At 70.5% G+C, this 21839-nt stretch carries 21 protein-coding genes; 6 read left to right on the plus strand and 15 right to left on the minus strand.

Features of this window, described 5'->3' with window-relative positions:
* Positions 1–4 precede the first annotated feature (4 nt).
* Together ACH4B3_RS02775 and ACH4B3_RS02780 are read left to right on the plus strand one after the other, a co-directional pair.
* Positions 5–1147: an ABC transporter ATP-binding protein gene (locus ACH4B3_RS02775; RefSeq protein WP_398460903.1), complete on the plus strand. Its 1143-nt coding sequence runs from the start codon at positions 5–7 to the stop codon at positions 1145–1147.
* On the plus strand, positions 1144–2205 hold the full coding sequence (locus ACH4B3_RS02780; RefSeq protein WP_398460904.1) for an ABC transporter ATP-binding protein: 1062 nt from the start codon (positions 1144–1146) through the stop codon (positions 2203–2205). Before ACH4B3_RS02775 ends, ACH4B3_RS02780 begins: the two co-directional genes overlap by 4 nt.
* A 20-nt stretch (positions 2206–2225) precedes the next feature.
* Here the strand turns inward: ACH4B3_RS02780 and ACH4B3_RS02785 are convergent, their stop codons facing one another.
* Both ACH4B3_RS02785 and ACH4B3_RS02790 read right to left on the minus strand, forming a co-directional pair.
* Positions 2226–2732 carry a hypothetical protein gene (locus tag ACH4B3_RS02785; protein WP_398460905.1) on the minus strand — a complete coding sequence of 169 codons (507 nt, stop codon included), beginning with the start codon at positions 2730–2732 and terminating at the stop codon, positions 2226–2228.
* Between the two features lie 411 nt (positions 2733–3143).
* On the minus strand, positions 3144–3659 hold the full coding sequence (locus ACH4B3_RS02790; protein ID WP_398460906.1) for an SRPBCC family protein: 516 nt from the start codon (positions 3657–3659) through the stop codon (positions 3144–3146).
* A gap of 144 nt (positions 3660–3803) precedes the next feature.
* Between ACH4B3_RS02790 and ACH4B3_RS02795 the strand changes: the two genes are divergently transcribed.
* Complete coding sequence (locus ACH4B3_RS02795; RefSeq protein WP_398460907.1) at positions 3804–4271, plus strand: lamin tail domain-containing protein; 468 nt, start codon at positions 3804–3806, stop codon at positions 4269–4271.
* A gap of 140 nt (positions 4272–4411) precedes the next feature.
* On the opposite strand, the gene ACH4B3_RS02800 is transcribed toward ACH4B3_RS02795, so the two are convergent.
* From ACH4B3_RS02800 to ACH4B3_RS02830, 7 genes are all read right to left on the minus strand, one after another.
* Positions 4412–5569 carry an ABC transporter ATP-binding protein gene (locus ACH4B3_RS02800; RefSeq protein ID WP_398460908.1) on the minus strand — a complete coding sequence of 386 codons (1158 nt, stop codon included), beginning with the start codon at positions 5567–5569 and terminating at the stop codon, positions 4412–4414.
* Positions 5559–6602: an ABC transporter ATP-binding protein gene (locus ACH4B3_RS02805; RefSeq protein WP_398460909.1), complete on the minus strand. Its 1044-nt coding sequence runs from the start codon at positions 6600–6602 to the stop codon at positions 5559–5561. The genes ACH4B3_RS02800 and ACH4B3_RS02805 overlap by 11 nt, the downstream gene beginning before the upstream one ends.
* A gap of 11 nt (positions 6603–6613) precedes the next feature.
* Positions 6614–7591 (minus strand): ABC transporter permease, encoded by a 978-nt coding sequence (locus tag ACH4B3_RS02810; protein ID WP_398460910.1) that lies wholly within the window; start codon positions 7589–7591, stop codon positions 6614–6616.
* Entirely contained in the window at positions 7584–8507 is a 924-nt protein-coding gene (locus ACH4B3_RS02815; protein ID WP_398460911.1) for an ABC transporter permease, read from the minus strand. Before ACH4B3_RS02815 ends, ACH4B3_RS02810 begins: the two co-directional genes overlap by 8 nt.
* 4 nt (positions 8508–8511) lie before the next feature.
* A complete protein-coding gene (locus tag ACH4B3_RS02820) occupies positions 8512–10176 on the minus strand; it encodes an ABC transporter substrate-binding protein (protein ID WP_398460912.1) in 1665 nt (554 codons plus the stop codon).
* Between the two features lie 263 nt (positions 10177–10439).
* Positions 10440–11078 carry an NAD(P)-dependent oxidoreductase gene (locus tag ACH4B3_RS02825; RefSeq protein WP_398460913.1) on the minus strand — a complete coding sequence of 213 codons (639 nt, stop codon included), beginning with the start codon at positions 11076–11078 and terminating at the stop codon, positions 10440–10442.
* Positions 11079–11119: 41 nt separating this feature from the next.
* Entirely contained in the window at positions 11120–12106 is a 987-nt protein-coding gene (locus ACH4B3_RS02830; protein ID WP_398460914.1) for an EamA family transporter, read from the minus strand.
* 73 nt (positions 12107–12179) lie between these two features.
* On the opposite strand from ACH4B3_RS02830, the gene ACH4B3_RS02835 reads away from it, so the two are divergent.
* Together ACH4B3_RS02835 and ACH4B3_RS02840 are read left to right on the plus strand one after the other, a co-directional pair.
* Entirely contained in the window at positions 12180–12677 is a 498-nt protein-coding gene (locus tag ACH4B3_RS02835) for a MarR family winged helix-turn-helix transcriptional regulator (RefSeq protein ID WP_398460915.1), read from the plus strand.
* 529 nt (positions 12678–13206) lie between these two features.
* A complete protein-coding gene (locus ACH4B3_RS02840) occupies positions 13207–13356 on the plus strand; it encodes a hypothetical protein (protein WP_398460916.1) in 150 nt (49 codons plus the stop codon).
* Here ACH4B3_RS02840 and ACH4B3_RS02845 read toward each other — a convergent pair.
* The 3 genes from ACH4B3_RS02845 to ACH4B3_RS02855 all read right to left on the minus strand — a co-directional run bounded on the left by ACH4B3_RS02845 (position 13353) and on the right by ACH4B3_RS02855 (position 16868).
* Positions 13353–14954: a transposase gene (locus ACH4B3_RS02845; protein WP_398461561.1), complete on the minus strand. Its 1602-nt coding sequence runs from the start codon at positions 14952–14954 to the stop codon at positions 13353–13355. The genes ACH4B3_RS02840 and ACH4B3_RS02845 overlap by 4 nt on opposite strands.
* A complete protein-coding gene (locus tag ACH4B3_RS02850; protein WP_398460917.1) occupies positions 14840–16096 on the minus strand; it encodes a DUF4158 domain-containing protein in 1257 nt (418 codons plus the stop codon). The genes ACH4B3_RS02845 and ACH4B3_RS02850 overlap by 115 nt, the downstream gene beginning before the upstream one ends.
* Positions 16097–16265: 169 nt before the next feature.
* Positions 16266–16868 (minus strand): TetR/AcrR family transcriptional regulator, encoded by a 603-nt coding sequence (locus ACH4B3_RS02855; protein ID WP_398460918.1) that lies wholly within the window; start codon positions 16866–16868, stop codon positions 16266–16268.
* Positions 16869–16981: 113 nt separating this feature from the next.
* Here ACH4B3_RS02855 and ACH4B3_RS02860 point away from each other — a divergent pair, with 113 nt between their 5' ends.
* Entirely contained in the window at positions 16982–18616 is a 1635-nt protein-coding gene (locus ACH4B3_RS02860) for a protein kinase (protein WP_398460919.1), read from the plus strand.
* A 210-nt stretch (positions 18617–18826) separates the two neighbouring features.
* Here the strand turns inward: ACH4B3_RS02860 and ACH4B3_RS02865 are convergent, their stop codons facing one another.
* The 3 genes from ACH4B3_RS02865 to ACH4B3_RS02875 form a co-directional block, all read right to left on the minus strand.
* Positions 18827–19303: a cupin domain-containing protein gene (locus ACH4B3_RS02865; protein WP_398460920.1), complete on the minus strand. Its 477-nt coding sequence runs from the start codon at positions 19301–19303 to the stop codon at positions 18827–18829.
* A gap of 320 nt (positions 19304–19623) precedes the next feature.
* Positions 19624–20781: an ABC transporter ATP-binding protein gene (locus tag ACH4B3_RS02870; RefSeq protein WP_398460921.1), complete on the minus strand. Its 1158-nt coding sequence runs from the start codon at positions 20779–20781 to the stop codon at positions 19624–19626.
* Complete coding sequence (locus ACH4B3_RS02875; protein WP_398460922.1) at positions 20774–21832, minus strand: ABC transporter ATP-binding protein; 1059 nt, start codon at positions 21830–21832, stop codon at positions 20774–20776. The genes ACH4B3_RS02870 and ACH4B3_RS02875 overlap by 8 nt, the downstream gene beginning before the upstream one ends.
* Positions 21833–21839 lie beyond the last annotated feature (7 nt).

Raw genomic sequence — 21839 nt, forward strand, 5'->3', positions numbered from 1 at the left:
TCACATGACCACGGTGACCAAGCCCGGGGACCGCCCCGGCGACCCCGGACGCGCCCCGGACGCCCCGGCCGACGCCTTCCTCTCGGTACGCGACCTGCGGGTGCACTTCGACACCGAGGACGGCACCGTCAAAGCGGTCGACGGGCTCTCCTTCGACCTGCCCCGGGGGCGGACGCTGGGCATCGTCGGCGAGTCCGGCTCCGGCAAGTCGGTGACCAACCTCGCCGTACTGGGGCTGCACGACCCCCGGCACACCACCGTCCGGGGCGAGATCCGGCTGGCCGGACAGGAGCTGACCGGGGCGCCGGAACGCACCCTGGAGAAGCTGCGCGGCAACACCATGGCGATGATCTTCCAGGACTCCCTCACCGCCCTCTCCCCCTACTACACGGTCGGCCGGCAGATCGCCGAACCGTTCCGCAAGCACACCGGGGCGAGCCGGCGGGAGGCGCGGCAGCGGGCCGTGGAGATGCTCGCCAAGGTCGGCATCCCCGGCGCCGAGCGGCGGGTGGACGACTACCCCCACCAGTTCTCCGGGGGCATGCGGCAGCGGGCGATGATCGCCATGTCGCTGGTCTGCAACCCCGAACTGCTCATCGCCGACGAGCCGACCACCGCGCTGGACGTGACCGTGCAGGCCCAGATCCTGGACCTGCTCAAGGACCTCCAGCAGGAGTTCGGCTCCGCGATCATCCTGATCACCCATGACCTGGGCGTGGTCGCGGACATCGCCGACGACCTGCTGGTGATGTACGCCGGGCGGGCGGTCGAACGCGGCCCGGTCCGCGAGGTGCTGCGGTCGCCCCGGCACCCGTACACCTGGGGGCTGCTGGACTCCATGCCCCGGCTGGCCGGCCCCGTCGAGGTGCCCCTCACCCCCATCCCGGGCGCCCCGCCCAGCCTTCTCGCCCCGCCGTCCGGCTGCGCCTTCCACCCCCGGTGCGGCTTCACCGGCGAGGTCGGCACCGCCGCCGCGGGCCCCGCGGCGGACCCCGGCGGCGACGCGGACCCCGGACCGGCCGCCCCGGTCCGGGGCCGCTGCGCCACCGAACGGCCCGCGCTGCCCGCGGACCTGTCCCCCGGCGGCCGGGGGGCCGCCTGCCACCTCAACGCCGAGCAGCGGCGGAACCTCCGGAGGGGCCGATGAGCGAGGAACTCCTGGTCGCGCGGCAACTGGTCAAGCACTTCCCGGTGATGGGCGGCTTCCCGATCAAACGGCGCGTCGGCGCGGTCCGGGCCGTCGACGGCGTCGATCTGACCGTCCACGAAGGCGAGAGCTTCGGGCTGGTCGGCGAGTCCGGCTGCGGCAAGTCCACCACCGGGCGGCTGCTGACCCGGCTGCTGGAGCCGACCTCGGGCAGCCTCACCTACCGGGGGCAGGACATCACCCACGCCGGCCGCCGCGCGCTGGCACCGGTCCGCTCCCAGATCCAGATGATCTTCCAGGACCCGTACTCGTCGCTCAACCCCCGCCACACCGTCGGCACCATCATCTCCGGCCCGATGGAGATCAACGGCATCCGGCCGCCGGGCGGCCGGGAGAAGCGGGTCCGCGAGCTGCTGGAGACGGTGGGCCTCAACCCCGAGCACTACAACCGCTTCCCGCACGAGTTCTCCGGCGGCCAGCGGCAGCGCATCGGAGTCGCCCGCGCACTGGCCCTGGAACCCCGGCTGATCGTCGCCGACGAGCCGGTCTCCGCCCTGGACGTCTCCATCCAGGCCCAGGTCATCAACCTGCTCCAGGACCTGCGCCGGGACCTGGGCATCGCGTTCCTCTTCATCGCCCACGACCTCGCCGTGGTGCGGCACTTCTCGCAGCGGGTGGCGGTGATGTACCTCGGCAGGATCGTCGAGGTCGGCGACCGCGAGGCGATCTACACCCGGCCCCGGCACCCGTACACCCACGCCCTGCTCTCCGCCGTCCCCGAGGCCGACGCACTCCTCGACGCCGGGGGTGCGGGCGACGGCGGTGCGGGCGACGGTGGCGCGGGCCACGGCGGTGCCGGCCCGGAGGCAACCGGCCGCCGGACACGCATCCGCCTGGCCGGCGACGTCCCCTCCCCCATCGACCCGCCCTCCGGCTGCCGCTTCCGCACCCGCTGCTGGAAGGCGCGCGAGCAGTGCGCCCGGGAGGAACCGCCACTGGTGCGGGTGGAAGGCAACGGCGAGGGACACCTCACGGCCTGTCTTTTCCCAGAAGAGTGACGAACCTTGTGCGGGAGGGTTTAGGAGCCAGTAGATTTACCAACGGACATGCGATAGCACCTTGAGTACAAGGTCACCTCAAGCAGTGGTTTGTCGCCTCCGGGATCACTCAACCATGCCACTTCGAGCTTTGTCTGTGTCTTCACATGCACGGCATAAAGCTCAAGATTTCGATTCCTACTTTTGTCTCGCCCTCGGCGCACCACCTTCCAGTCTCCCTGCTCGGGCAGCTGTTGGAGAAGGTTCTCCCACCCCTTCTGGAGGATTTCCCGGTCCACCCCGTACATAGACCAGGGATGCCTGACCCAGCGCAGATCGTCTTCATATCGACTGCCTGGACACGTGGATGCGTAGGGGCCGGGCTCCGTCACCTTGGCCTTCACCCGGGTCATCTCCAGAATTCGACTGGACAGTCGACCCACTTCGTCCACGACTTCTCGACTGTTGCGCATCTCCGGTTCACTTTCACGCTTGCTCGAGGTTTCATCCACCGAGGCGCACCCTCCAGTCAACATCACAACGCTCACCAGCGCCAAGCTCACCCGGATCCGATTCCCAGCCCACTTTTTCACCAATGCGCCTCTGCATTCAGGGAGACGTCGCCATATCTGCCCGCTATGACCCCTGCGTGATTCTCCAGACCCGGATGAAATCACCGGCCGGCTCGTTCAGTTGCCGCCGCAGGATCTCGTGAAGAGCCCCGCCCACTCCTACTCGAAGGCACCATTCCCCCGCGCTTCCGTGATCAACGGACTACCGGACGTGATCCTAGGCGGCGGCCACGGACGCGATCATGAGTACCCGTACTCACATCGGACGGGAGGGCGCGAGGGCGGGAGGAACAGCGGCAGGGTGGCGGCTCGGGTCGCGCCGCAAGGGGCGGGCGGAGCGGGGCGCGGGCAGGCGAGCGGGCTGAGCGGGCGCCGCCGCCCGGGCTGTCAGGCGTCCGGCGGGCCGGGGTCGATCGTCGGCAGGGGTTCGCCGGTCTCCAGGAGCGTCTTGAGGCTGGAGAGGATGAACGGCCAGCCCTCGCTGACGCCCTTGAGCATCTCGCTGCCGGGGGCGAAGTCGTCGTGCACCACGGTCAGCCTGACGACCTCACCGAGGGGCTCGATCTCGAAGCTCACCTTGGAGATCGGCTCCTTGCGCAGCTCGGCGAGGGTCTCGTCGCTCCAGCCGAACATGGCGGCGATCTCGGGTTCGTAGTTGTGCCAGGTGTAGGAGAGCCGGCGGAAGGGCTCCGCCGCCAGCACCCGCTGGCCGTAGTCGCGGTACTCGCCGTCGGGGCTCATCTTCCAGCGCACCGGGGAGCCGGGGGCCCAGTCGGAGTCGGGGCCGGTGTTCTCGTGGTAGCGGCGGATGAGGGCGGGATCGGTGAGGGCCTGCCAGAGGCGTTCGGGTGTGGCGCGGATGGCCGTGACGTATCGGAAGTCGGTCCTGCTCGCTGCGGTCATCGGTGTCCTCCTGCCGGTTCGTGTGTCTGGTTTTCGCCCCTGGGACAACCGGAATCTCCATCTCCTCATCACTACATGGAGATTTTGTGTACGCTCCTGCCGCCGCCCCTCGACTCCGTCCGAGTGACTTCTCAGGAGCCTCCGTTGCGCATACGTTCCGCCCTGCCCGCCGCCGTCACCGCCGTCGCCGCGCTCGCCACCGGGCTGCTGCCGGCCACCGCCGCCCACGCGGCCCCGCACCAGGGCGGGCTGCACCTGGGCTACATCCAGTACGACAGCCCGGGCCGGGACACCCGTACCAACGCCTCGCTCAACGCCGAGTGGGTGAACATCCACAACAACTCCGGTTCGGCCGTCCAGCTGAAGGGCTACAAGCTCAAGGACGACACCGGCTACACCTACACCTTCGGCAGCTACCGGATCGGCGCCGGCAAGACCGTCAAGGTCCGCACCGGCAAGGGCACCAACGGGGCGGGCGTCGTGTACTGGGGCCGGGGCTCGTACGTCTGGAACAACACCGGCGACAAGGCCCGGCTGGTCAAGCCCAACGGCGACCTGCGGGACTCCTGCTCGTGGACCGGGCGCGAGGGCGGCGCCCGCAACTGCCACTGAGCGACGCCGGGCGCACCGGCCCCGCCCGCCGCGGTGGCGGGCCGGTCGCCGCTCACGGCACGGGCTCACGGGCCGTGAGACCGGTCGCTCGGGCCGTGAGCCCGGCCGCACGGGCCGTGAGATCCCGGGCTTGCCCATGATCAGGGGTCGTTCGGCGAGCGGGAGGGGGGCTCGCCGCCGCCCCGGAAGTCGTCGGGGCCGACGGCCTTGTGGGCACCGTGCGGCTCGCCCGCACCCGGCACCGGCACCACATGGCGTTCCTCGGCGAAGTGACAGGCCGAGGCGTGCTCCGCGGGGGTGCCGGTGCCGCGGAAGACCGCGGGGACGGCCAGCAGCGGCACCTCCAGGGCGCACCGCTCCCGTGCCTTCCAGCAGCGGGTGCGGAAGCGGCAGCCGGAGGGCGGGTTGGCCGGGGAGGGCACGTCCCCGGAGAGCAGGATGCGCTCCCGGCCCGCGCGGGCGTCGGGGTCGGGCACCGGGACCGCGGAGAGCAGCGCCTGGGTGTACGGGTGGGTGGGGTGCTCGTAGATCTGCGCGTCGGTGCCGATCTCGGCGAAGCGGCCGAGGTACATCACGGCGACCCGGTCGGAGATGTGCCGGACCACCGACAGGTCGTGGGCGATGAAGATGTAGGACAGGTCGAACTCGTCCTGGAGGCGCTCCAGCAGGTTGACGACCTGGGCCTGCACGGAGACGTCGAGCGCCGAGACCGGCTCGTCGGCCACGATGATCTCGGGGCGGAGGGCCAGGCCGCGGGCGATGCCGATGCGCTGCCGCTGTCCGCCGGAGAACTGGTGCGGGTACCGGTTGATGTACTCCGGGTTCAGCCCCACCACGTCCAGCAGCTCCTGCACCCTGCGGCGGCGGTCGCCCTTCGGTGCCGCCTCGGGGTGGATCTCGAAGGGCTCCCCGATGATGTCGCCGACCGTCATCCGCGGGTTGAGCGAGGTGTAGGGGTCCTGGAACACCATCTGGATGTTGCGGCGGACCGCCTTCAGCGCGCGCCCGGACAGCCTGGTGATGTCCTCGCCCTTGAAGCGGACCGTCCCGGCGGTGGGCCGCTCCAGGTGGACCAGGAGCCGGGCGACGGTGGACTTGCCGCAGCCCGACTCGCCGACGATGCCCAGGGTCTCGCCGCGCGCCAGGGCGAAGGAGACGGTGTCCACCGCCCGGACCGCGCCGATCTTCTTCTTGAAGACGATGCCCTGGGTGAGCGGGTAGAGCTTCGCCAGATCGCGGACTTCGAGGATGGGCTCGGCCCCGGGGGCGGGCGCCGGGCCGGACGCCTCAGCGGTCATGGAGCTCGTCCCTCCAGAAGTGGCAGGCGCTGGCCCGGCCCGGCAGTTCGGTGCCGTCGTCCTCGGTCACCGGGTACAGCGGTGGCCGGTCGGTGCGGCACACCTCCTGGACGCGCGGGCAGCGGGGGTTGAAGGGGCAGCCGGGCGGGATGGCGGTGAGGCTGGGCGGCAGGCCCTTGATGGCGTACAGCTCCCGGCCCTTGAGGTCGACCCGCGGGATGGAGTCGAGCAGGCCGCGGGTGTACGGGTGCGCGGGCCGCTTGTACAGCTCGTGCACCGGCGCGGTCTCCACGATCCGGCCCGCGTACATCACCGCGATCTTGTCGGCGACGTCCGCCACCACACCCAGGTCGTGGGTGATCAGGATCAGACCCATGCCGAACTCGCGCCGGAGCTCCGCGAGCAGGTCCATCACCTGGGCCTGCACCGTCACGTCCAGCGCCGTGGTCGGCTCGTCCGCGATGATCAGGTCCGGCTCCAGCGCCAGCGCCATCGCGATCATGATGCGCTGCCGCATACCGCCGGAGAACTGGTGCGGGTAGTCGCCGACCCGCTCCCTGGCGGCGGGGATGCGCACCCGGTCCATCAGTTCCGTCGCCCGGTCCCGGGCCTCCTTGCGGGACAGCCCCTGGTGGACCCGGAACATCTCGCCGAGCTGGGCGCCGACCGAGAGCACCGGGTTGAGGGAGGACAGCGCGTCCTGGAAGATCATCGCGAGTTTCGCGCCGCGCACCTTGCGGCGCTCCTCCGGGCTCGCCCGGAGCAGGTCCTGGCCCTGGAAGACGACCTGGCCGCCGGTGACGAAGCCGGGCGGGGAGTCGAGGATGCCCATGATCGCCTGGGCGGTCACCGACTTGCCGGAGCCGGACTCGCCGAGCACCGCGAGCGTCTCGCCCGCGGCCACGTCGTAGGTCACCCCGTTGACGGCCTTGGCCACGCCGTCCCGGGTGCGGAACTCCACGTACAGCTCGCGCACGTCCAGCAGGGGTGCCGCCGCCGCGGGCCCCGCCACCGGCTCCTCCGAGATGGTCATCTGCCCGCTCCTCAGCGCAGTTTGGGGTCGAGGGCGTCGCGCACCGCGTCGCCGAGCATGATGAACGCCAGCACCGTGACGCTCAGCGCGCCGGCCGGCCACAGCAGCATGTGGGGGGCGTTGCGGATGTGCGTGGAGGCGTTGGAGATGTCGATGCCCCAGGAGACGGTGGGCGGTTTCAGGCCGACGCCGAGGAAGGACAGCGTGGCCTCCAGCGCGATGTAGGTGCCCAGGGCGATGGTGGCGACCACGATGACCGGGGCGACGGCGTTGGGGGTGATGTGCCGGAGCAGCATGCGGGTGTTGCCGGCGCCGAGCGCCCGGGCGGCCTGGACGTAGTCGTGCTGCCGGGCGGTCACCACCGAGCCGCGTGCGATCCGGGAGATCTGCGGCCAGCCCAGCAGCACGATGAAGCCGACGACCGGCCAGATGGAGCCGCTGGTGACCACGGAGAGGAAGACCAGGCCGCCCAGGACGATGGGGATGCCGAAGAAGATGTCGGCGACCCGGGAGAGCAGCGCGTCCCCCCAGCCGCCGAAGAAGCCGGCCAGCCCGCCGAGGACGCTGCCGAGCAGGGCGGCCCCGGCGGTGGCGCAGATGCCGACGGTGATGGAGGCGCGGGCGCCGTACACGGTGCGGGTGTAGACGTCGCAGCCCTGGGTGTCGTAGCCGAAGGGGTGGCCGGGCTGGGAGCCCTCCTGGGCCTTGTCCAGGTTGCATTTGAGGGGGTCGCCGCTCGCGATGGCCTGCGGCCAGATCGCGATCACCACGAGGAACAGGATGATCAGGGCGGAGATCACGAAGATCGGGTTGCGGACCAGGTCGTGCCAGGCGTCGGACCACAGGCTGCGGACCTTGGTGGTGGGTGGGGGGCCCTGGCCGTGGCCGGGCCCCCGCTCCAGGCTCTCGGCCTCGCCGGTCGCCAGGTCCATCGCGCCGCCGCCGGTGGGCGCGATGGCCTCTTTGGGGTCGTAGGGCTGCTCAGGCATAGCGGATCCTCGGGTCGAGCACGGCGTAGAGGAGGTCGACGAGCAGGTTGGCCAGCAGGAAGACGATGACGAGGATGGTCACGAAGCCGACCACGGTGGGGGAGTTCTGCCGCAGGATGCCCTGGTAGAGCTGGTATCCCACGCCGTGGATGTTGAAGATCCGCTCGGTGACGATGGCGCCGCCCATCAGGGCGCCGATGTCGGTGCCGATGAAGGTGATCACCGGGATCAGCGAGTTGCGGAGCAGGTGGCGGGTGACGATGCGGCGGCGGGGCAGCCCCTTGGCGACGGCGGTGCGCAGGTAGTCGGCGCGGACGTTCTCGGCGATCGAGGTACGGGTGAGGCGGGTGGCGTACGCCAGGGAGGTGAGGGCGAGCACCACCCCGGGCAGCAGCAGTTCGTCGAACGGGGCCTCGGGCGAGACCGAGGGGCTCACCCAGTTCCACTTCACGCCCAGCAGGTACTGGAGCACGTAGCCGCTGACGAAGGTCGGGATGGAGACGACGACCAGGGTGAGCAGCAGCACGGAGGTGTCCAGGGTGCGGCCCCGGCGGAGCCCGCTGAGGACGCCGAGGGTGATGCCGACGAGGATCTCGATGGCGATCGCGACCAGGGTGAGCCGCAGGGTGACGGGGAACGAGGTGCGCATCAGGTCGAGTACCTCGTCGCCGTTGAAGGCGGTGCCGAAGTCGCCCTGGAAGATCTGCCCCATGTAGTGCAGGTACTGCTTCCACAGTGGCTCGTCGAGGTAGAGCTCGGAGCGGATCCGGGCCGCGGTGGCCGGGTCCGGGGCCCGGTCCCCGAAGAGCGCGGCGACCGGGTCCCCGAGCGCGTACACCATGAAGAAGATGAGGAACGTGCTGCCGATGAACACCGGGACCATCTGGAGCAGCCGCCGGATCACATAGCGGCCCATGCGGTCAGCTGACCTTGATCTCGTCGTAGACCGGGACGCTGAAGGGGTTGAGCGCCACCTCGCTGAGGCGGTCGGAGTAGCCCGCGCTGCCGTTCTGGTACCACAGCGGGATGGCGGCCATCTGGTCCCGGACCACCTTCTCGGCCTGCTGGAAGGTGGAGACCGCCTTGGCGGTGTCGGACTCGGCGTTGGCCTGGTCGACCAGGTCGTCGAACTGCTTGTCGCTCCACTTGCCGTCGTTGGAGGAGGCGTTGGTGTAGTAGAGCGGCTGGAGGAAGTTCTGGATCAGCGGGTAGTCCATCTGCCAGCCCGCCCGGAACGGGCCCTTCATCTGCTGGTCGGTGATCTGGTTGCGGAAGTCCGCGAAGGTGCCGACCGGGTTCCCGACGCACGCCTTGGACTCGTCCAGGGCGTTGTTGATGCTGTTGCACACCGCGTCCACCCAGTCCTTGTGGGAGCCGGTGTCGGAGTTGTAGGTGATGGTGAGCCGGCCGCCGGGCAGCCCGCCGCCCTCCTCGATCAGCTTCTTCGCCTGGTCGGGGTTGTACTCGCAGGCCTCGCCGCAGAGGCCGGCCTGGTAGCCGCCGTCCGCCCCGAGGACCGGGGAGGTCCAGTCGGTGGCCGGGGTGCGGGTCTGCTGGAAGATCCGGTCGGTGATCTGCTTGCGGTTGATCGCCATGGAGATGCCGCGGCGCAGCTGGTCGGAGTCGGGGCCGTTCCAGTCGTCGTCGTAGAACGGGAAGGCGAGCGTCTGCAGGATGCCGGCGGGCTGGTTGATGTACCGGTCGCCCAGGTCGCCCTTGACGTTGGTGAGCTGCGAGGCGGGGATGTCGTCGACCAGGTCCAGGTTGCCGGCCTGGAGGTCGGTGTAGGCGGTGTTGTTGTCGGTGTAGACGCGCAGGTCGACCCCGTCGTTCTGGGCCTTGTCGGAGCCCTGGTAGCCGTCCCACTTGCGGAGCTTCATCACCGAGCCCCTGGTGTACGAGTCCACCAGGTACGGCCCGTTGCCGACCGGCTTCTTCACCCACGCGTCGTGGTCGTCGAAGAACGCCTGGGGCAGCGGGGCGAAGGCGTTGTACCCCAGTGTCTCGGGCCAGGTGGAGAACTTCTGGGTGAGGGCGACGGTGAAGGTCCGGTCGCCCGTCACCCTGAGGCCGGAGAGGGTCTTGGCGGTCGGCTTGCCCTCGGCGGGGTGGACCTTGTCGTAGCCCTGGATGTACTCGAAGAAGTAGGCGTTGCGCTGCTGGTTGTCGAGGTAGGCGCCGTAGTTCCAGGCGTCCACGAAGGACTTCGCGGTGACCTTCTCACCGTTGCTGAAGGTCCAGCCGGGTTTGACGGTGACGGTGTAGTTCCGCTGGTCGGCGGTGTCGATGCGCTCGGCCAGCATGTCCTTGGCCTCGCCGGTCTTCGGGTCGTAGCGCTTGAGCCCCCGGAAGATCATGTCGAGGACCTTGCCGCCCTGGACCTCGTTGGTGTTGGCCGGCTCCAGAGGGTTCTGCGGGTCGCCCCAGGAGGCCCGGACCGTGCCACCGTCTCCGCCGGAACCTCCGCCGTCCCCGCCCCCGCAGGCGGTGGCCGCCGCGGCCACCGCCACCGCGCAGGCGGCCCACTTGGTGCGCACGCTGGCACGTGGGCGGGTTCGTGCGCCGGTAGGCGTGGCTCCGCGCATGGAGTGCCTCCTCAGGTCCCGGGTTCGTACGGTGCTCAGAACCCACATGAGACCTTAAAAAGGTATGAAATGCACCCTTATCAGACAGGTGCGGCGGGTGTTGCCCCCGTTGGACCAGCAGACGGCCGGGGCGTCCGCCGCGACCGGTCCGCCGGGGCGGCGGTCCCCGGGAGGGGCGGACGACCCGCCCCTCCGGTGGCTCACGCGCCCCCGGCGGCGCTCACTCCCCCGGCGGACCGGCCGGCCCGCGGCCCCGGCCGGGGTCAGTAGCCGACCGTGAACCGGGTCCGGTGGTGACGGGGCCGCTCGGCCTCGTCGATCAGCGCGACCGCCAGGTCCTCCATGGATATGGACGAGTTGCCGTCCGCGTCGACCACCAGCTCATCGGCGCCCAGCCGGTACGCGCCGGTGCGCACCCCCGGCTCCAGGAGGGCGGCCGGGCTCAGATAGGCCCAGTCGGCCCGGGTGTCGGCACGGCAGGCCGCGAGCTGGTCGTTGCAGGCGAGCGCGATCCCCCGCCAGCTCGGCGGGAAGTCGGGGGCGTCGACCACGGTGGCTCCTCCGGTGCCCGGCACCACCAGGCTGCCGGCACCGCCGACCACCAGCAGCCGCGCCCCGGCCGTCGCCGCGCCGGCCAGCAGCGCCCCGGCGACCGCGACCAGCTCCCGCTCACTGCCGGGCGCCGGCCGGGTGGCCCCGATGACCACGTCCTGACCGGTGCTCAGTCCGGCCACCACCGCGGCGTCCGAGGCGTCGCCCACCCGGGCCGCGGCCCCGGCGGGCAGCTCGCCGAACCGGGCCGGGTCACGGACCACCGCGGTCACCTCGTGCCCGCGGGACAGCGCCTCGGCCACCACCCGGCTTCCCACACTTCCCGCCGCTCCGAACACGACGATACGCACAGCTCTCAGCTCCTCGATGACGATGCAGACGTTGCAGACGATTAAGTCGATGAAGTCGATGAAACGGACGGGGTGCCACCCGACGGACCGGCACCGGACGGCACCTCACCGGACGGCTCCGGGGCCGGCTCCGGGACGGACGCCGCCACCGGGACCGACTCCGGCGCCCGGGCCGGCTTCCTGCCGGTCTGCGCCGAGACCAGCGCCGCCAGCACCACCAGGCCGCCCAGCGCCTGCGGCACGGTCAGCCGCTGGTCGAGGGCGAGCCAGCCGAGCGTGGTGGCGACCAGCGGGCTGAGCAGCCCCAGGAAGGTGACGTCGGTCGGAGAGAGGGCGCGTATGCCGCGGAACCACAGCGCGTAGGCCAGGGCCGCGCCGATGGTGGCGAGGTAGGCGTATCCCGCGAGGTTCTCCCCGGTGAGCCCGGCCGGCGGCGGCCCCTCCACCAGCAGGGTGACCGGCAGCAGCAGCAGCCCGCCGGCGACCAGCTGCCAGCCGGTGGTGGCCAGCAGCGGCGCGGGCGACGTCCACCGCTTGCTCAGTACGACCCCGGTGGCCATGACGACCGCGCTGCCGAGCGCGGCCGCGACGCCGAGGGCGTCCATCCGGGCGTCGGCCCGCAGCACCAGCACGCTGACCCCCGCCACTCCGGCGAGACCGGCGAGGACGATGCGCCGGGTCAGCCGCTCACCGAGCAGACCGGCGGCGAGACCGGCCACCAGCAGCGGCTGGAGCGCGGTGATGGTCGCGGCGACCCCGCCGGGCAGCCGGTAGGCGGCGACGAACAGCAGGGCGAAGAAGACCCCGATGTTCAACGCGCCGAGCACCATGGCCCGCCACCACCAGGCGCCCTGCGGCAGCCGCCGGGTGAGCAGCACGAGCAGCAGGCCCGCCGGAAGGGCGCGCACGGTCGCGGCGAGCAGCGGCCGGTCCGGTGGCAGCAGCTCGGTGGTGACCAGATAGGTGGTGCCCCAGATGGCGGGCGCCAGCGCGGTCACCAGGATGATCCCGATCCGATTACTTAGCACTAAGATAAAGTACCTCATCGCTAAGACGTCTGACTAGTCCCTCATCGCTAAGACATCTGGTTAGACTGCGCCGATGACCGATCACGTCGACCGCGTACTGGAGCAGTGGCACGCGCAGCGCCCGGACCTGGATGTGTCGCCGATGGCGGTGCTCGGCCGGATGAAACGGCTCGCCCGGCTGGTCGACGCCGCGCAGCGCCGCACCTTCGCCGAGCACGGCCTCGACCCGGCGTCCTTCGACGTCCTGGCCACGCTGCGGCGCAGCGACCCGCCGCACGGGCTGACCGCCGCCGAGCTGATGCTGGCGTCGATGGTCACCTCGGGTGCGATCACCCAGCGGCTGGACCGCCTGCAGGCCCGCGGCCTGGTGACCCGCTCCCCCGGCGAGACGGACCGGCGGGTCGTCCTGGTCACCCTCACCGAGGAGGGCCGCGCGCTCATCGACGCGGCGCTGCCCGACCACGTCGAGACCCAGGAACGCCTGCTCGCCGCGTTGGGCGGCGCCGAGCGGGAGTCGCTCGCGGACGTTCTGCGCACGCTGCTGGAGTCGCTCGGCGACCGGCTGGACTGAACCCCGCGCCGCGGGCGGCGGGTGCCTCTGGACGGTCGCCGCCCGCGGGACACCGGGAGCCGGCCGCCCCCGGCCACCACCCGGTCACGGCGCCTGTTCACGACACCCGGTCACAGCGCCCGTTCACACCACCCGATCACGGCGCCCGTTCACACCACCCGATCACGGCGCCCGTTCACACCACCCGGTCAAGGCACTCGGTCACGGCACCCCGGGCGGCACCGGAGCGGACCGGGCGGCACGGGAGCGGACCCGGACGGCACCGGAGCGGACCCGGACGGCGGCCTGGGCCGACCGGGCGCCGCCCCGGGCCGGACGGGGGGTCCGAGTAGGAACGGACCAGGAAACCGGTGTTGCTGTCAGAAGTTTTGACAGGCCTTGATCCGGGCGGCCAGGGTGTGCGGGTGAGCAATGACCCGACGATCGGTTTCCTGAAGGCGGACGTGGCGCGGTTCTGCGCAGGTCTGGATGAGCTGGCGCCCCGATCCGGCTGCGGCTGGTCGTTCAGCTGCGGGAGGCGCTGGGCGAGGTGACGGACGAGGCCCTGGACAGTGGGATGGCCGCGGCGAAGGCGGAGGGCTGGGGGCTGCGGCAGATCGGCGCCCAGACGGGCCTGTCGCACGAGAAGGTCCGCTACCGGCTCGCCCGAGTGTCGGACGAGCCGGCCGGGCCTGCCTAGATCGTGGTGCTGGCGCCCTCGGGCTTGCGTGTGGAGCGGAGCTGTCCGTCCTGGACCTCGGTGGGCAGGGCGAAGCTGTAGCGGCCGTGGAAGTTGATGTGGGCGAACTTCAGCGGTGAGAGTCGGGCGACGTCCTCGTCACGGACGTGGATGCCCTCAGCCCGCATCTCTTCGATGATCTTCTGGAAGTAGACCGTGTTCCACAGGACGACGATGTTGAGCATCAGTCCCAGTGCCCCGAGCTGGTCTTCTGGCCCCTCCCTGTACGCCTGCCTGAGTTCGCCCTTCTGTCCGTGGAAGATCTTCCGGGCGAGTTCGTGGCGGGATTCCTGCCGGCTGAGCTGGGTGTTGACCCGGCGTCGCAGGAGTTCGTCGGTGAAGTACGAGGACAGGTAGGCGCTGCGGTCCAGGCGGCCGAGTTCCATGACGGCCCTGCCGGTGGGGGTGGGCTTGCCGCCGGGGGTGAGGACGCGCAGGACCTCGGAGGCTTTGATGGTGCCGGAGTGCAGGGAGCCGGCGACGCGCAGGACGTCGTCCCAGTGGCTGGTGATCTGCTTGAGGTTGACCTTGTCGCGGGTCAGCGGGTCGAGCGGTCCGTAGTCGGCGTCCGCATCCGCCCGGTACAGGGTGGCGCTGCCGGAGTCGGCCAGGCGCGGGGAGAACTGGTAGCCCAGGAGTCGGAAGAGCCCGAAGACGATCTCGGATGAACCGTGCGTGTCGGAGGTGATCTCGACCGGGCGCAGCGCGGTCTCCTGCTCCAGGAGGCCGTCGAGGATGTAGAAGGAATCGCGCTGGGTGCCGGGGATCAGGATGCCGTGCAGGCCGCTGAACTGGTCGGAGAGGAAGTTGTAGAACGTCACGCCGCGTCGGCGGGTGCCGAAGTATTTCGGGTTCGGCCCGGAGTTCAGGGTGCGGATCGGGGTGATGAAGCGCAGGCCGTCGGCGGAGGCGAGTTCCCCGCCGCCCCATGCCTGCACCAGCGGCAGGCGCATGTGGTACTCGACGAGGCGGGCGTTGGCCCGGGAGAGGGTCTGGGCGCGCAGGTAGTTCTGTTCGACCCAGAACAGCCGGTCGCGGCTGAGCGCGTCGACGCCGTCGTGGACGATCGGCTCGACTCCGACGTTCGTGGCCTCGGCGGTGAGAACGGCGGCCACAAGGCGATCGGTCCAGCCCTCCAAGATCCTGTCCGGCTTCACATCGAGGTCGAGCTCCTCGCAGACGCGGGAACGGGCCGCCTCCCACGCGGTGTCGTTCAGCAGCTGGGCGTTGGGGTCGCCCCACTTGCGCAGGCCCGGCACGTACACCTCGTGCCGGTGCAGGGCGGTGCGCAGGGCCTCGGTGGAGGCGACGATCAGGGCGCGCTTCTCGACGCTGCCCACGGGCATCGGCGGGGGCGGGAAGACCAGGCGCCGCCAGGCTGGGTTGAGGAACTTCGCCGGTACCTCCCGCCCCTGGATGGGGCGGCGCCGTCCCTTGAGGGATTTCACGAACGCGAGCGCGTCCAGCACCGGCTCGCCGGCCGGGCTGGAGGCGAACTCGAACGTCTTGAGCAGGTCGGGCAGGAACCGGGCGATGGTGTTGTAGCGGGCGGCCAGCATCTGCTCGGCGCCGTCGTCGGGCTCCTGCGCGAGGAGCTTGAGCGTCTCCGCGGCGGCGTGGAACGGGCCGACGTCCATGGTGTCGAGCATCGCCCGGATGTCGCCCTCGGGTCGGCGGCCGTCCCGCACACCGCGATCCACGCCTGGCGCAGCAGGATCCCGGCGGCGTCCAGGTCCTTCAGCGTCCGCAGCCGCTGCTTGGTCATCTTGGTACTGGACGAGCGGATCAGGTCGCCCATCACCAGGTCGAACACCTCGATCGCCTCATCCGCGGCGATCTGCGGCATCACCACGGCGAACGCCACCAGGGTGGCCAGACGCCGGTCCCCGGCGAGGTCGGAGACGGCCTGCGCGCGGGCCGCCCGCGCGAAGCGCACCAGCGCCTGGAGCCGTCCCGGGGGGATCGCGGACAAGTCCCACACGGTGCCGCCGAAGGCGTTCAGCGCCTCGTACCGCTCCAGGGCCTTGCCCACGCCGCGCGCGGTGATGTCCCTCGGTGAGCGCCGCAGCCGGTCCAGCTCGGACAGCCGCTTGCCCACGGGGACGATGACCAGTCCCTGCAACCCGGCGGCCTGCTCCTCGGTCGGGGCGGCGGCGAGCGTGGCCCACAGGCGTTTCTCGGCGCGTTCGCGCGAACCGGAGACCAGGCGTTCCAGCACCGTCACCCCGGGCAGCACCACCTTCTTGTCGACCAGCCGCTTGGTGGCCAGGTCGAAGAGCAGGGTAGGGCGCTCGGAGCCGATCCACGCCCGCTGGTACATCCAGCGGGCCAGCGCGAACCACTGGTCGAACTCGAACTTCGTGTACCCGTAGCCCTCGCGGATCTGCTCCTGGTGGTCCCAGCGGGTCTCTCTCGTGCCGTAGCCGACGAACTCGGCCGGGTCCAGGCCCAGCTGTTCGGCGACGTAGTCGACCACCACGGCGGGCACCTGTTCGGGGTTGTCCAGGAACGTCCCCAGGTACCGGACGGTTCCAAGCTGGACCGCCCAGCCAATCCTGTTCCGCGCGCCCTTGGCGGCCATCGCCCGGCGCCGGGCGGTCTGGTCGAGCAGGAAGGAACCGGCGAGCTGTCCCTCGTCCGAGTCTTCCGCGAACCGGCCGCAGCGCCGTCGTTGGTCCTCGCTCGGAAAGTTGGTGGGCACCGCGCGCTCCTTGATCGTTAACCTGCCTCGCGGGGCGCCCGCAAGCTCATCACCGCGCTGGGCGGCCCCTGACCTGAACTGACGGGGTGTGGGCTGCCGGTCCGGGACGGGGGCACTGGCCCGGCCGGCAGCCTCAGGTGGCCGGGCGGACGGAAGGACTTCGCCGACCTCAGCGCCCGTCCAGGCTCAGGGACCGCCAGATCAGTTCGGGCAGGACCCGTTGAGCCTCGTCGAGGTCGGCGTCGTAGGTGCTGGACAGCCAACGCCGCGCAACCTCGGCGATCGGCCCGATGACAACTGCCTCGATCAACGACTCGGGGATGGGTGCGATCTCCCCCGCCGCGATCCGCGGGCTCAGCCACGCGGTGATGGTCTGACGCAGGGGTTCTTTGACCGCGCGGATTTCCTCGGCGTGTGCGTTGAGGTAACCGGCGTACGCAGAGGCGTGGAGGAAAAGCGCGGCGTCCGCATGTTCCTCGGTGAAGCGCAGATAGGCTGTGACGAGCGCCTGGACGCCCGTTCGGCCGGTGTGTGAACGCGCCAAAGCGGTGGTCATCTGCTCGAACAACTGCTTCATGCAGCGGGCGTAGAGGGCCGCGGCCAGCCCGTCGAAGTTGCCGAAGTGGTGGTACAGGCTGCCGGCGCTGATGCCACTGGTCTTGAGGACGGCCTGCACCGTGAATCCCTCATGGCCGGACTCGGCGTACACGTTGAGTGCCGCGGAGAGGAGCCGGTCGATGGTGGCTTCGCCGCGCTGCTGCTTAGGGGGCACGCTCGAATCGTACGCCCGAGTCAGGAACACCGAGAGATCAAGTGGGAAATTTTTCTAGAAAAAATATCTACTACCTGTTACCGTGAGCGGCTCCGTGACCGTACGGGGGGCCGATGACTGGTAGATTCTCCGCGCTCGAGGCCGACGATCCGGACACCGTCGGCGGCTACGCACTACGGGCCCGGATCGGCTCCGGCGGCATGGGCCGCGTGTATCTGGCCTTCTCCCCCGGCGGCAGGCCGCTCGCCGTGAAGGTCGTACGGCCCGACTACGCGCACGACCCGGAATTCCGCCGCCGCTTCAAACGGGAAATCAAGGCGGCCCGCAGCGTCGAGGACCTCTACACCGCCCCCGTGGTGGACGCGGACAGCGAGGCGAGCCTGCCCTGGCTGGCCACCGCCTATGTACCAGGACCTTCGCTCGCCCAGGCCGTCGCCGAGCACGGGCCGCTCCCACTGGCCACCGTCTTCCGGCTGATCGCCGGCGTTGCCGAGGGCCTCATGGCCGTACACGCCTGCGGGTTGGTGCACCGCGACCTCAAGCCGGCGAACATCCTGCTCGCCGACGACGGCCCCCGGGTCATCGACTTCGGCATCGCCCACGCCGCGAACGCGACCTCCGCGACTACCACCGGCCTGCGGATCGGCACACCTGCGTACATGGCCCCGGAGCAGGTACGTGGCCGCTCCGCCGGCCCCCCGACAGACGTATTCGCCCTCGGGGGCCTCGCCGTGTACGCGGCGACCGGCCAGGCAGCCTTCGGAGAGGGCAACACCGAGGCGCTCTTCTACCGGATTCTGCACGAGGACCCCGAACTCGACGCCTGCCCGGCGCCACTGCGCGGTCTCGTCCGCCGCTGCCTCGCCAAGGAACCCCCCGAACGACCCACCCTCGACCGGATCATGGCTTACGCCGCCCGCCGCGCCGAGCGCGAGACCCTCGACCTCGCACGCGGCTGGCTCCCCGCCCCCGTGGTCAGCACTCTGGCGGCATACGACACGGCGAAGTACAAGAAGCCGGAGAAACCGAAGAAGTCCAGGGGCTCCGCAGAGCCCGAGAAGCACAGCGCGACGGCCACGACGGAGAAGCGTCCCGCGCCGAAGCCGACGAAGCAGCTCCCGGACGGCAAGAAGCCGCCGACGGCCGCGAAGCGGCCTCCGGCCCAGAAGAAGCCGTCCCCGAAGCCCGACACTGCCCCACCCCCGAGTTCCGGCTCGGACTACGCATGGCTCGGCTACCTCGCCGCGGCCGCCGCCGCTGTCGTCCTCGTGATCGGCCCGGCCAAGTTCTTCGACTGGCTCGAGTCGCAACTGGCCGAGAAGCCGACGGCGTCGGCGAGCGCGAGCAAGACACCTTCGTCCGAAGGTGCGCCGGCTCCTCGTCAGCCGACCCGCGCCCCCGAACCCGCGTACACCCCTGAGCCTGAGGAGACACTGCCGGCGGGATGCGAGGACGCACTGGCCGCCATCACCGAGTTCGGCAAAGCTCCGGCCGTCGGCACCAGCGCGTTCATCGACCTGGAGGTCGACCTCGAATCCGCGGCGTCCGACGCCGACGACGCGGAGGTCTCCAGGGCGATCAACGATCTAGCCGACGACACGGAGGAGTTGAGAAGCACACTCAACGACATCGAGTACGCGGACAACTCCGGCGACACCTGGCGTGGTGACCAACTGCGCGACTACTACAAGACGGTCAGCGACCGAATGGGTGACAACCTCGCCCTGGTGCAGCAGCTATGTTCCTGACCGGAAGGAGCGCACCAGCCTTCATCGAGTGGAACTCGACATCCCTGCGGCTCTCCACCGCGCTCATCCAGGGGGAGGCCGGTGCCTCACCACTCCCACTCGAAGGCTTCGTCCTCGCGTCACCGGCCTGGCATGACCCGGATCACCGCCTGTCAAAACTTCTGACAGCAACACCGGTTCCCTGGTCCGTTCCTACTCGTCCCCCGACGGCTACCCGTCGTACGAGGTGGTGCGGAAGCGGCCCCGGAACTCGGCGAGCAGTTCGTCCGTCACCTCGGCGCCGGCCGCGACCGCGGCGTGCACCTCGCGGAAGTAGCCTTCGTAGCCCGCGGGCGTGTAGAGGCACAGGGCGCGTACCGGTTCGGTGCCGGCGTTGCGGAACCCGTGCGGGGTGCCCCGGACCGCGGCCAGCAGGTCCCCCGGACCCGCCGTCACCTCCCCGTCCCCGTGGTGCAGCGTCAGTTCCCCCGCCAGGACGTAGAAGTACTCGTCGTGCGCGTGGTGGACGTGCGGCCGGGCGCCGACGATGCCGGGGTCGAGGGTGAACTCCTCGCAGGCGAAGCGGCCTTCGGTGTGCTCGGCGGTGAGCCGGAAGAAGTGGGCCACCCCGGCCACGTCGATCAGCTCGCCGTCGCCGGCGCGGCGCAGCAGCGGGCGCGGCCCGGTGGGGTCGGATTGCTCGGTCATGCCGTCAGTCTGCCCGCAGGCGCCGGACCGGCGCCGGGAAATACCGCGCCCCACCCGGCGGAGCGGCGGTGCGCCGGCGGCCTCCGCGCCGGTCACGGTCGGAGCGGGCCAGCCGCGGCCGGCGCGGAGGAGGCCGGCCCGCCAACGCCCAGCGCGCGAGGCCGGCCCGACGATGCACGGCCCGCGCGCGGCCGGCCCACCGACGGACGGCCCGCGCGCGGCCGCCCCCAGAGGCAGACGGCGGAACGCGGACGGCGCCCGGGACCATGGTCTCCCATGGCCCCGGGCGCCGTCCTCGGGTCGGTCCTCGACGGAGGGCGTCAGGCGTGCACGACGTCCTTCTCCTCCGCGAAGTGGCACGCCGACTCGTGCGCCGCCGGGGTCTTCTTCCCCTTGAAGCGCTCCGGCACCGCCAGCAGCGGCACCTCCTCGGCGCACTTGGCCTCCGCCTTCCAGCAGCGGGTGCGGAAGCGGCAACCGGACGGCGGGTTGGCCGGGCTGGGCACGTCACCGGTGAGGATGATGCGCTCGCGGCCCTCGCGCGACTCCGGGTCGGGAACCGGGACCGCCGACAGCAGCGCCTGGGTGTAGGGGTGCGTCGGGTGGTCGTAGATCTCGACGTCGGTACCGATCTCGGCCATCTTGCCCAGGTACATCACGCCGACCCGGTCGGAGATGTGCCGGACGATGGACAGGTCGTGGGCGATGAAGATGTAGGAGAGGTTGAACTCGTCCTGCAGCTTCTCCATCAGGTTCACGACCTGCGCCTGGACGGAGACGTCCAGCGCCGAGACCGGCTCGTCGCAGATGATGATCTCCGGGTTGAGCGCCAGGCCGCGGGCGATGCCGATGCGCTGCCGCTGTCCGCCGGAGAACTGGTGCGGGTACCGGTTGATGTACTCCGGGTTCAGGCCCACCACGTCCAGGAGTTCCTGGACCTTGCGGACCCGGTCGCCCTTCGGCGCCACCTCGGGGTGGATGTCGAAGGGCTCCCCGATGATGTCGCCGACCGTCATCCGCGGGTTGAGCGAGGTGTAGGGGTCCTGGAACACCATCTGGATGTTCCGGCGGACCGCCTTCAGCGCCCGCCCGGACAGCCTGGTGATGTCCTGGCCCTTGTAGAAGACCTCGCCGGCGGTGGCGGTCTCCAGGGTCATCAGCAGCTTGGCGACGGTGGACTTGCCACAGCCGGACTCGCCGACGATGCCCAGGGTCTCGCCCTGGTAGAGGTCGAAGGAGACACCGTCGACGGCCTTGACCGCGCCGATCTGCTTCTTGAACAGGATGCCCTGGGTCAGCGGGAAGTGCTTGACCAGGTTGCGGACCTGGAGGATCGGCTCGCCGCGCTCGACCGGGGCGTCGATGGCCGCGACCGCCTCCTCGACGGTGGCGGCGTCCACCTCCTCGACCTCGGTCGTGTTCGGAGTGGCGTCGACCTGCTCGTCCACGGCCTTGTCGTTCTTCTTGAGCTCAGCCATGGATCGTCTCCTTCCAGAAGTGGCACGCGCTGCCGCGTCCCGGCAGCTCCGCGCCGTCCCGCTCGGTGACCTGGTGCAGGACCGGCACGTCGGAGCGGCAGATGTCCTGCGCCTTGGTGCAGCGCGGGTTGAAGGCGCAGCCCGAAGGGATCTTGAGCAGGTTCGGGGGCAGACCCTTGATCGCGAAGAGTTCCTGGCCCTTCTGGTCCAGCCGCGGGATGGAGTCGAGCAGGCCGCGGGTGTACGGGTGCGCGGGCCGCTTGTACAGCTCGTGCACCGGCGCGGTCTCCACGATCCGGCCCGCGTACATCACCGCGATCTTGTCGGCGACGTCCGCCACCACACCCAGGTCGTGGGTGATCAGGATCAGACCCATGTTGAACTCGCGCTGGAGCTCCGCGAGCAGGTCCATCACCTGGGCCTGCACCGTCACGTCCAGCGCCGTGGTCGGCTCGTCCGCGATGATCAGGTCCGGCTCCAGGGCCAGCGCCATCGCGATCATGATGCGCTGCCGCATACCGCCGGAGAACTGGTGCGGGTAGTCGCTGACCCGCTCCTTGGCGGCGGGGATGCGCACCCGGTCCATCAGCTCGATGGACTTCGCCTTCGCTTCCTTGCGGGACAGGCCCTGGTGGACCCGGAACATCTCGCCCAGCTGGTAGCCGACGGAGAGCACCGGGTTCAGCGAGGAGAGCGCGTCCTGGAAGATCATGGCGATCCGCCGGCCGCGGATCTTCCGCCGCTGCTCCTCGGACATCTTGAGCATGTCCTCGCCGCGGAAGAGGATCTCGCCCTGCGGGATCTTTCCGGGCGGCATGTCGAGGATGCCCATGATGGCCTGCGCCGTCACCGACTTGCCGGAGCCGGACTCGCCGAGCACGGCGAGCGTCTCGCCCGCGTTGACGGTGTAGTTCACGCCGTTGACGGCCTTGGCCACGCCGTCCCGGGTGTGGAACTCCACGTGCAGGTCGCGGACCTCCAGCAGCGGAGTGTCGTTGTCACCCCCGGCACGTGGCGCCGGGACCGCACTGGTCTTCTCGATGGTGGTCACGTACGCC

The sequence above is a fragment of the Streptomyces sp. NPDC018031 genome, assembly GCF_044327625.1.
Lineage (GTDB): Bacteria > Actinomycetota > Actinomycetes > Streptomycetales > Streptomycetaceae > Streptomyces.

Bases quoted from the DNA above. Each gene is read 5' to 3' on its own strand.
- ACH4B3_RS02775 (WP_398460903.1), top strand. From the start codon at position 5: ATGACCACGGTGACCAAGCCCGGGGACCGCCCCGGCGACCCCGGACGC.
- ACH4B3_RS02780 (WP_398460904.1), top strand. From the start codon at position 1,144: ATGAGCGAGGAACTCCTGGTCGCGCGGCAACTGGTCAAGCACTTCCCG.
- ACH4B3_RS02790 (WP_398460906.1), bottom strand. From the start codon at position 3,659: ATGACCGCAGCGAGCAGGACCGACTTCCGATACGTCACGGCCATCCGC.
- ACH4B3_RS02800 (WP_398460908.1), bottom strand. From the start codon at position 5,569: ATGACCGCTGAGGCGTCCGGCCCGGCGCCCGCCCCCGGGGCCGAGCCC.
- ACH4B3_RS02805 (WP_398460909.1), bottom strand. From the start codon at position 6,602: ATGACCATCTCGGAGGAGCCGGTGGCGGGGCCCGCGGCGGCGGCACCC.
- ACH4B3_RS02810 (WP_398460910.1), bottom strand. From the start codon at position 7,591: ATGCCTGAGCAGCCCTACGACCCCAAAGAGGCCATCGCGCCCACCGGC.
- ACH4B3_RS02815 (WP_398460911.1), bottom strand. From the start codon at position 8,507: ATGGGCCGCTATGTGATCCGGCGGCTGCTCCAGATGGTCCCGGTGTTC.
- ACH4B3_RS02820 (WP_398460912.1), bottom strand. From the start codon at position 10,176: ATGCGCGGAGCCACGCCTACCGGCGCACGAACCCGCCCACGTGCCAGC.
- ACH4B3_RS02835 (WP_398460915.1), top strand. From the start codon at position 12,180: ATGACCGATCACGTCGACCGCGTACTGGAGCAGTGGCACGCGCAGCGC.
- ACH4B3_RS02845 (WP_398461561.1), bottom strand. From the start codon at position 14,954: ATGCTGGCCGCCCGCTACAACACCATCGCCCGGTTCCTGCCCGACCTG.
- ACH4B3_RS02860 (WP_398460919.1), top strand. From the start codon at position 16,982: ATGACTGGTAGATTCTCCGCGCTCGAGGCCGACGATCCGGACACCGTC.
- ACH4B3_RS02865 (WP_398460920.1), bottom strand. From the start codon at position 19,303: ATGACCGAGCAATCCGACCCCACCGGGCCGCGCCCGCTGCTGCGCCGC.
- ACH4B3_RS02870 (WP_398460921.1), bottom strand. From the start codon at position 20,781: ATGGCTGAGCTCAAGAAGAACGACAAGGCCGTGGACGAGCAGGTCGAC.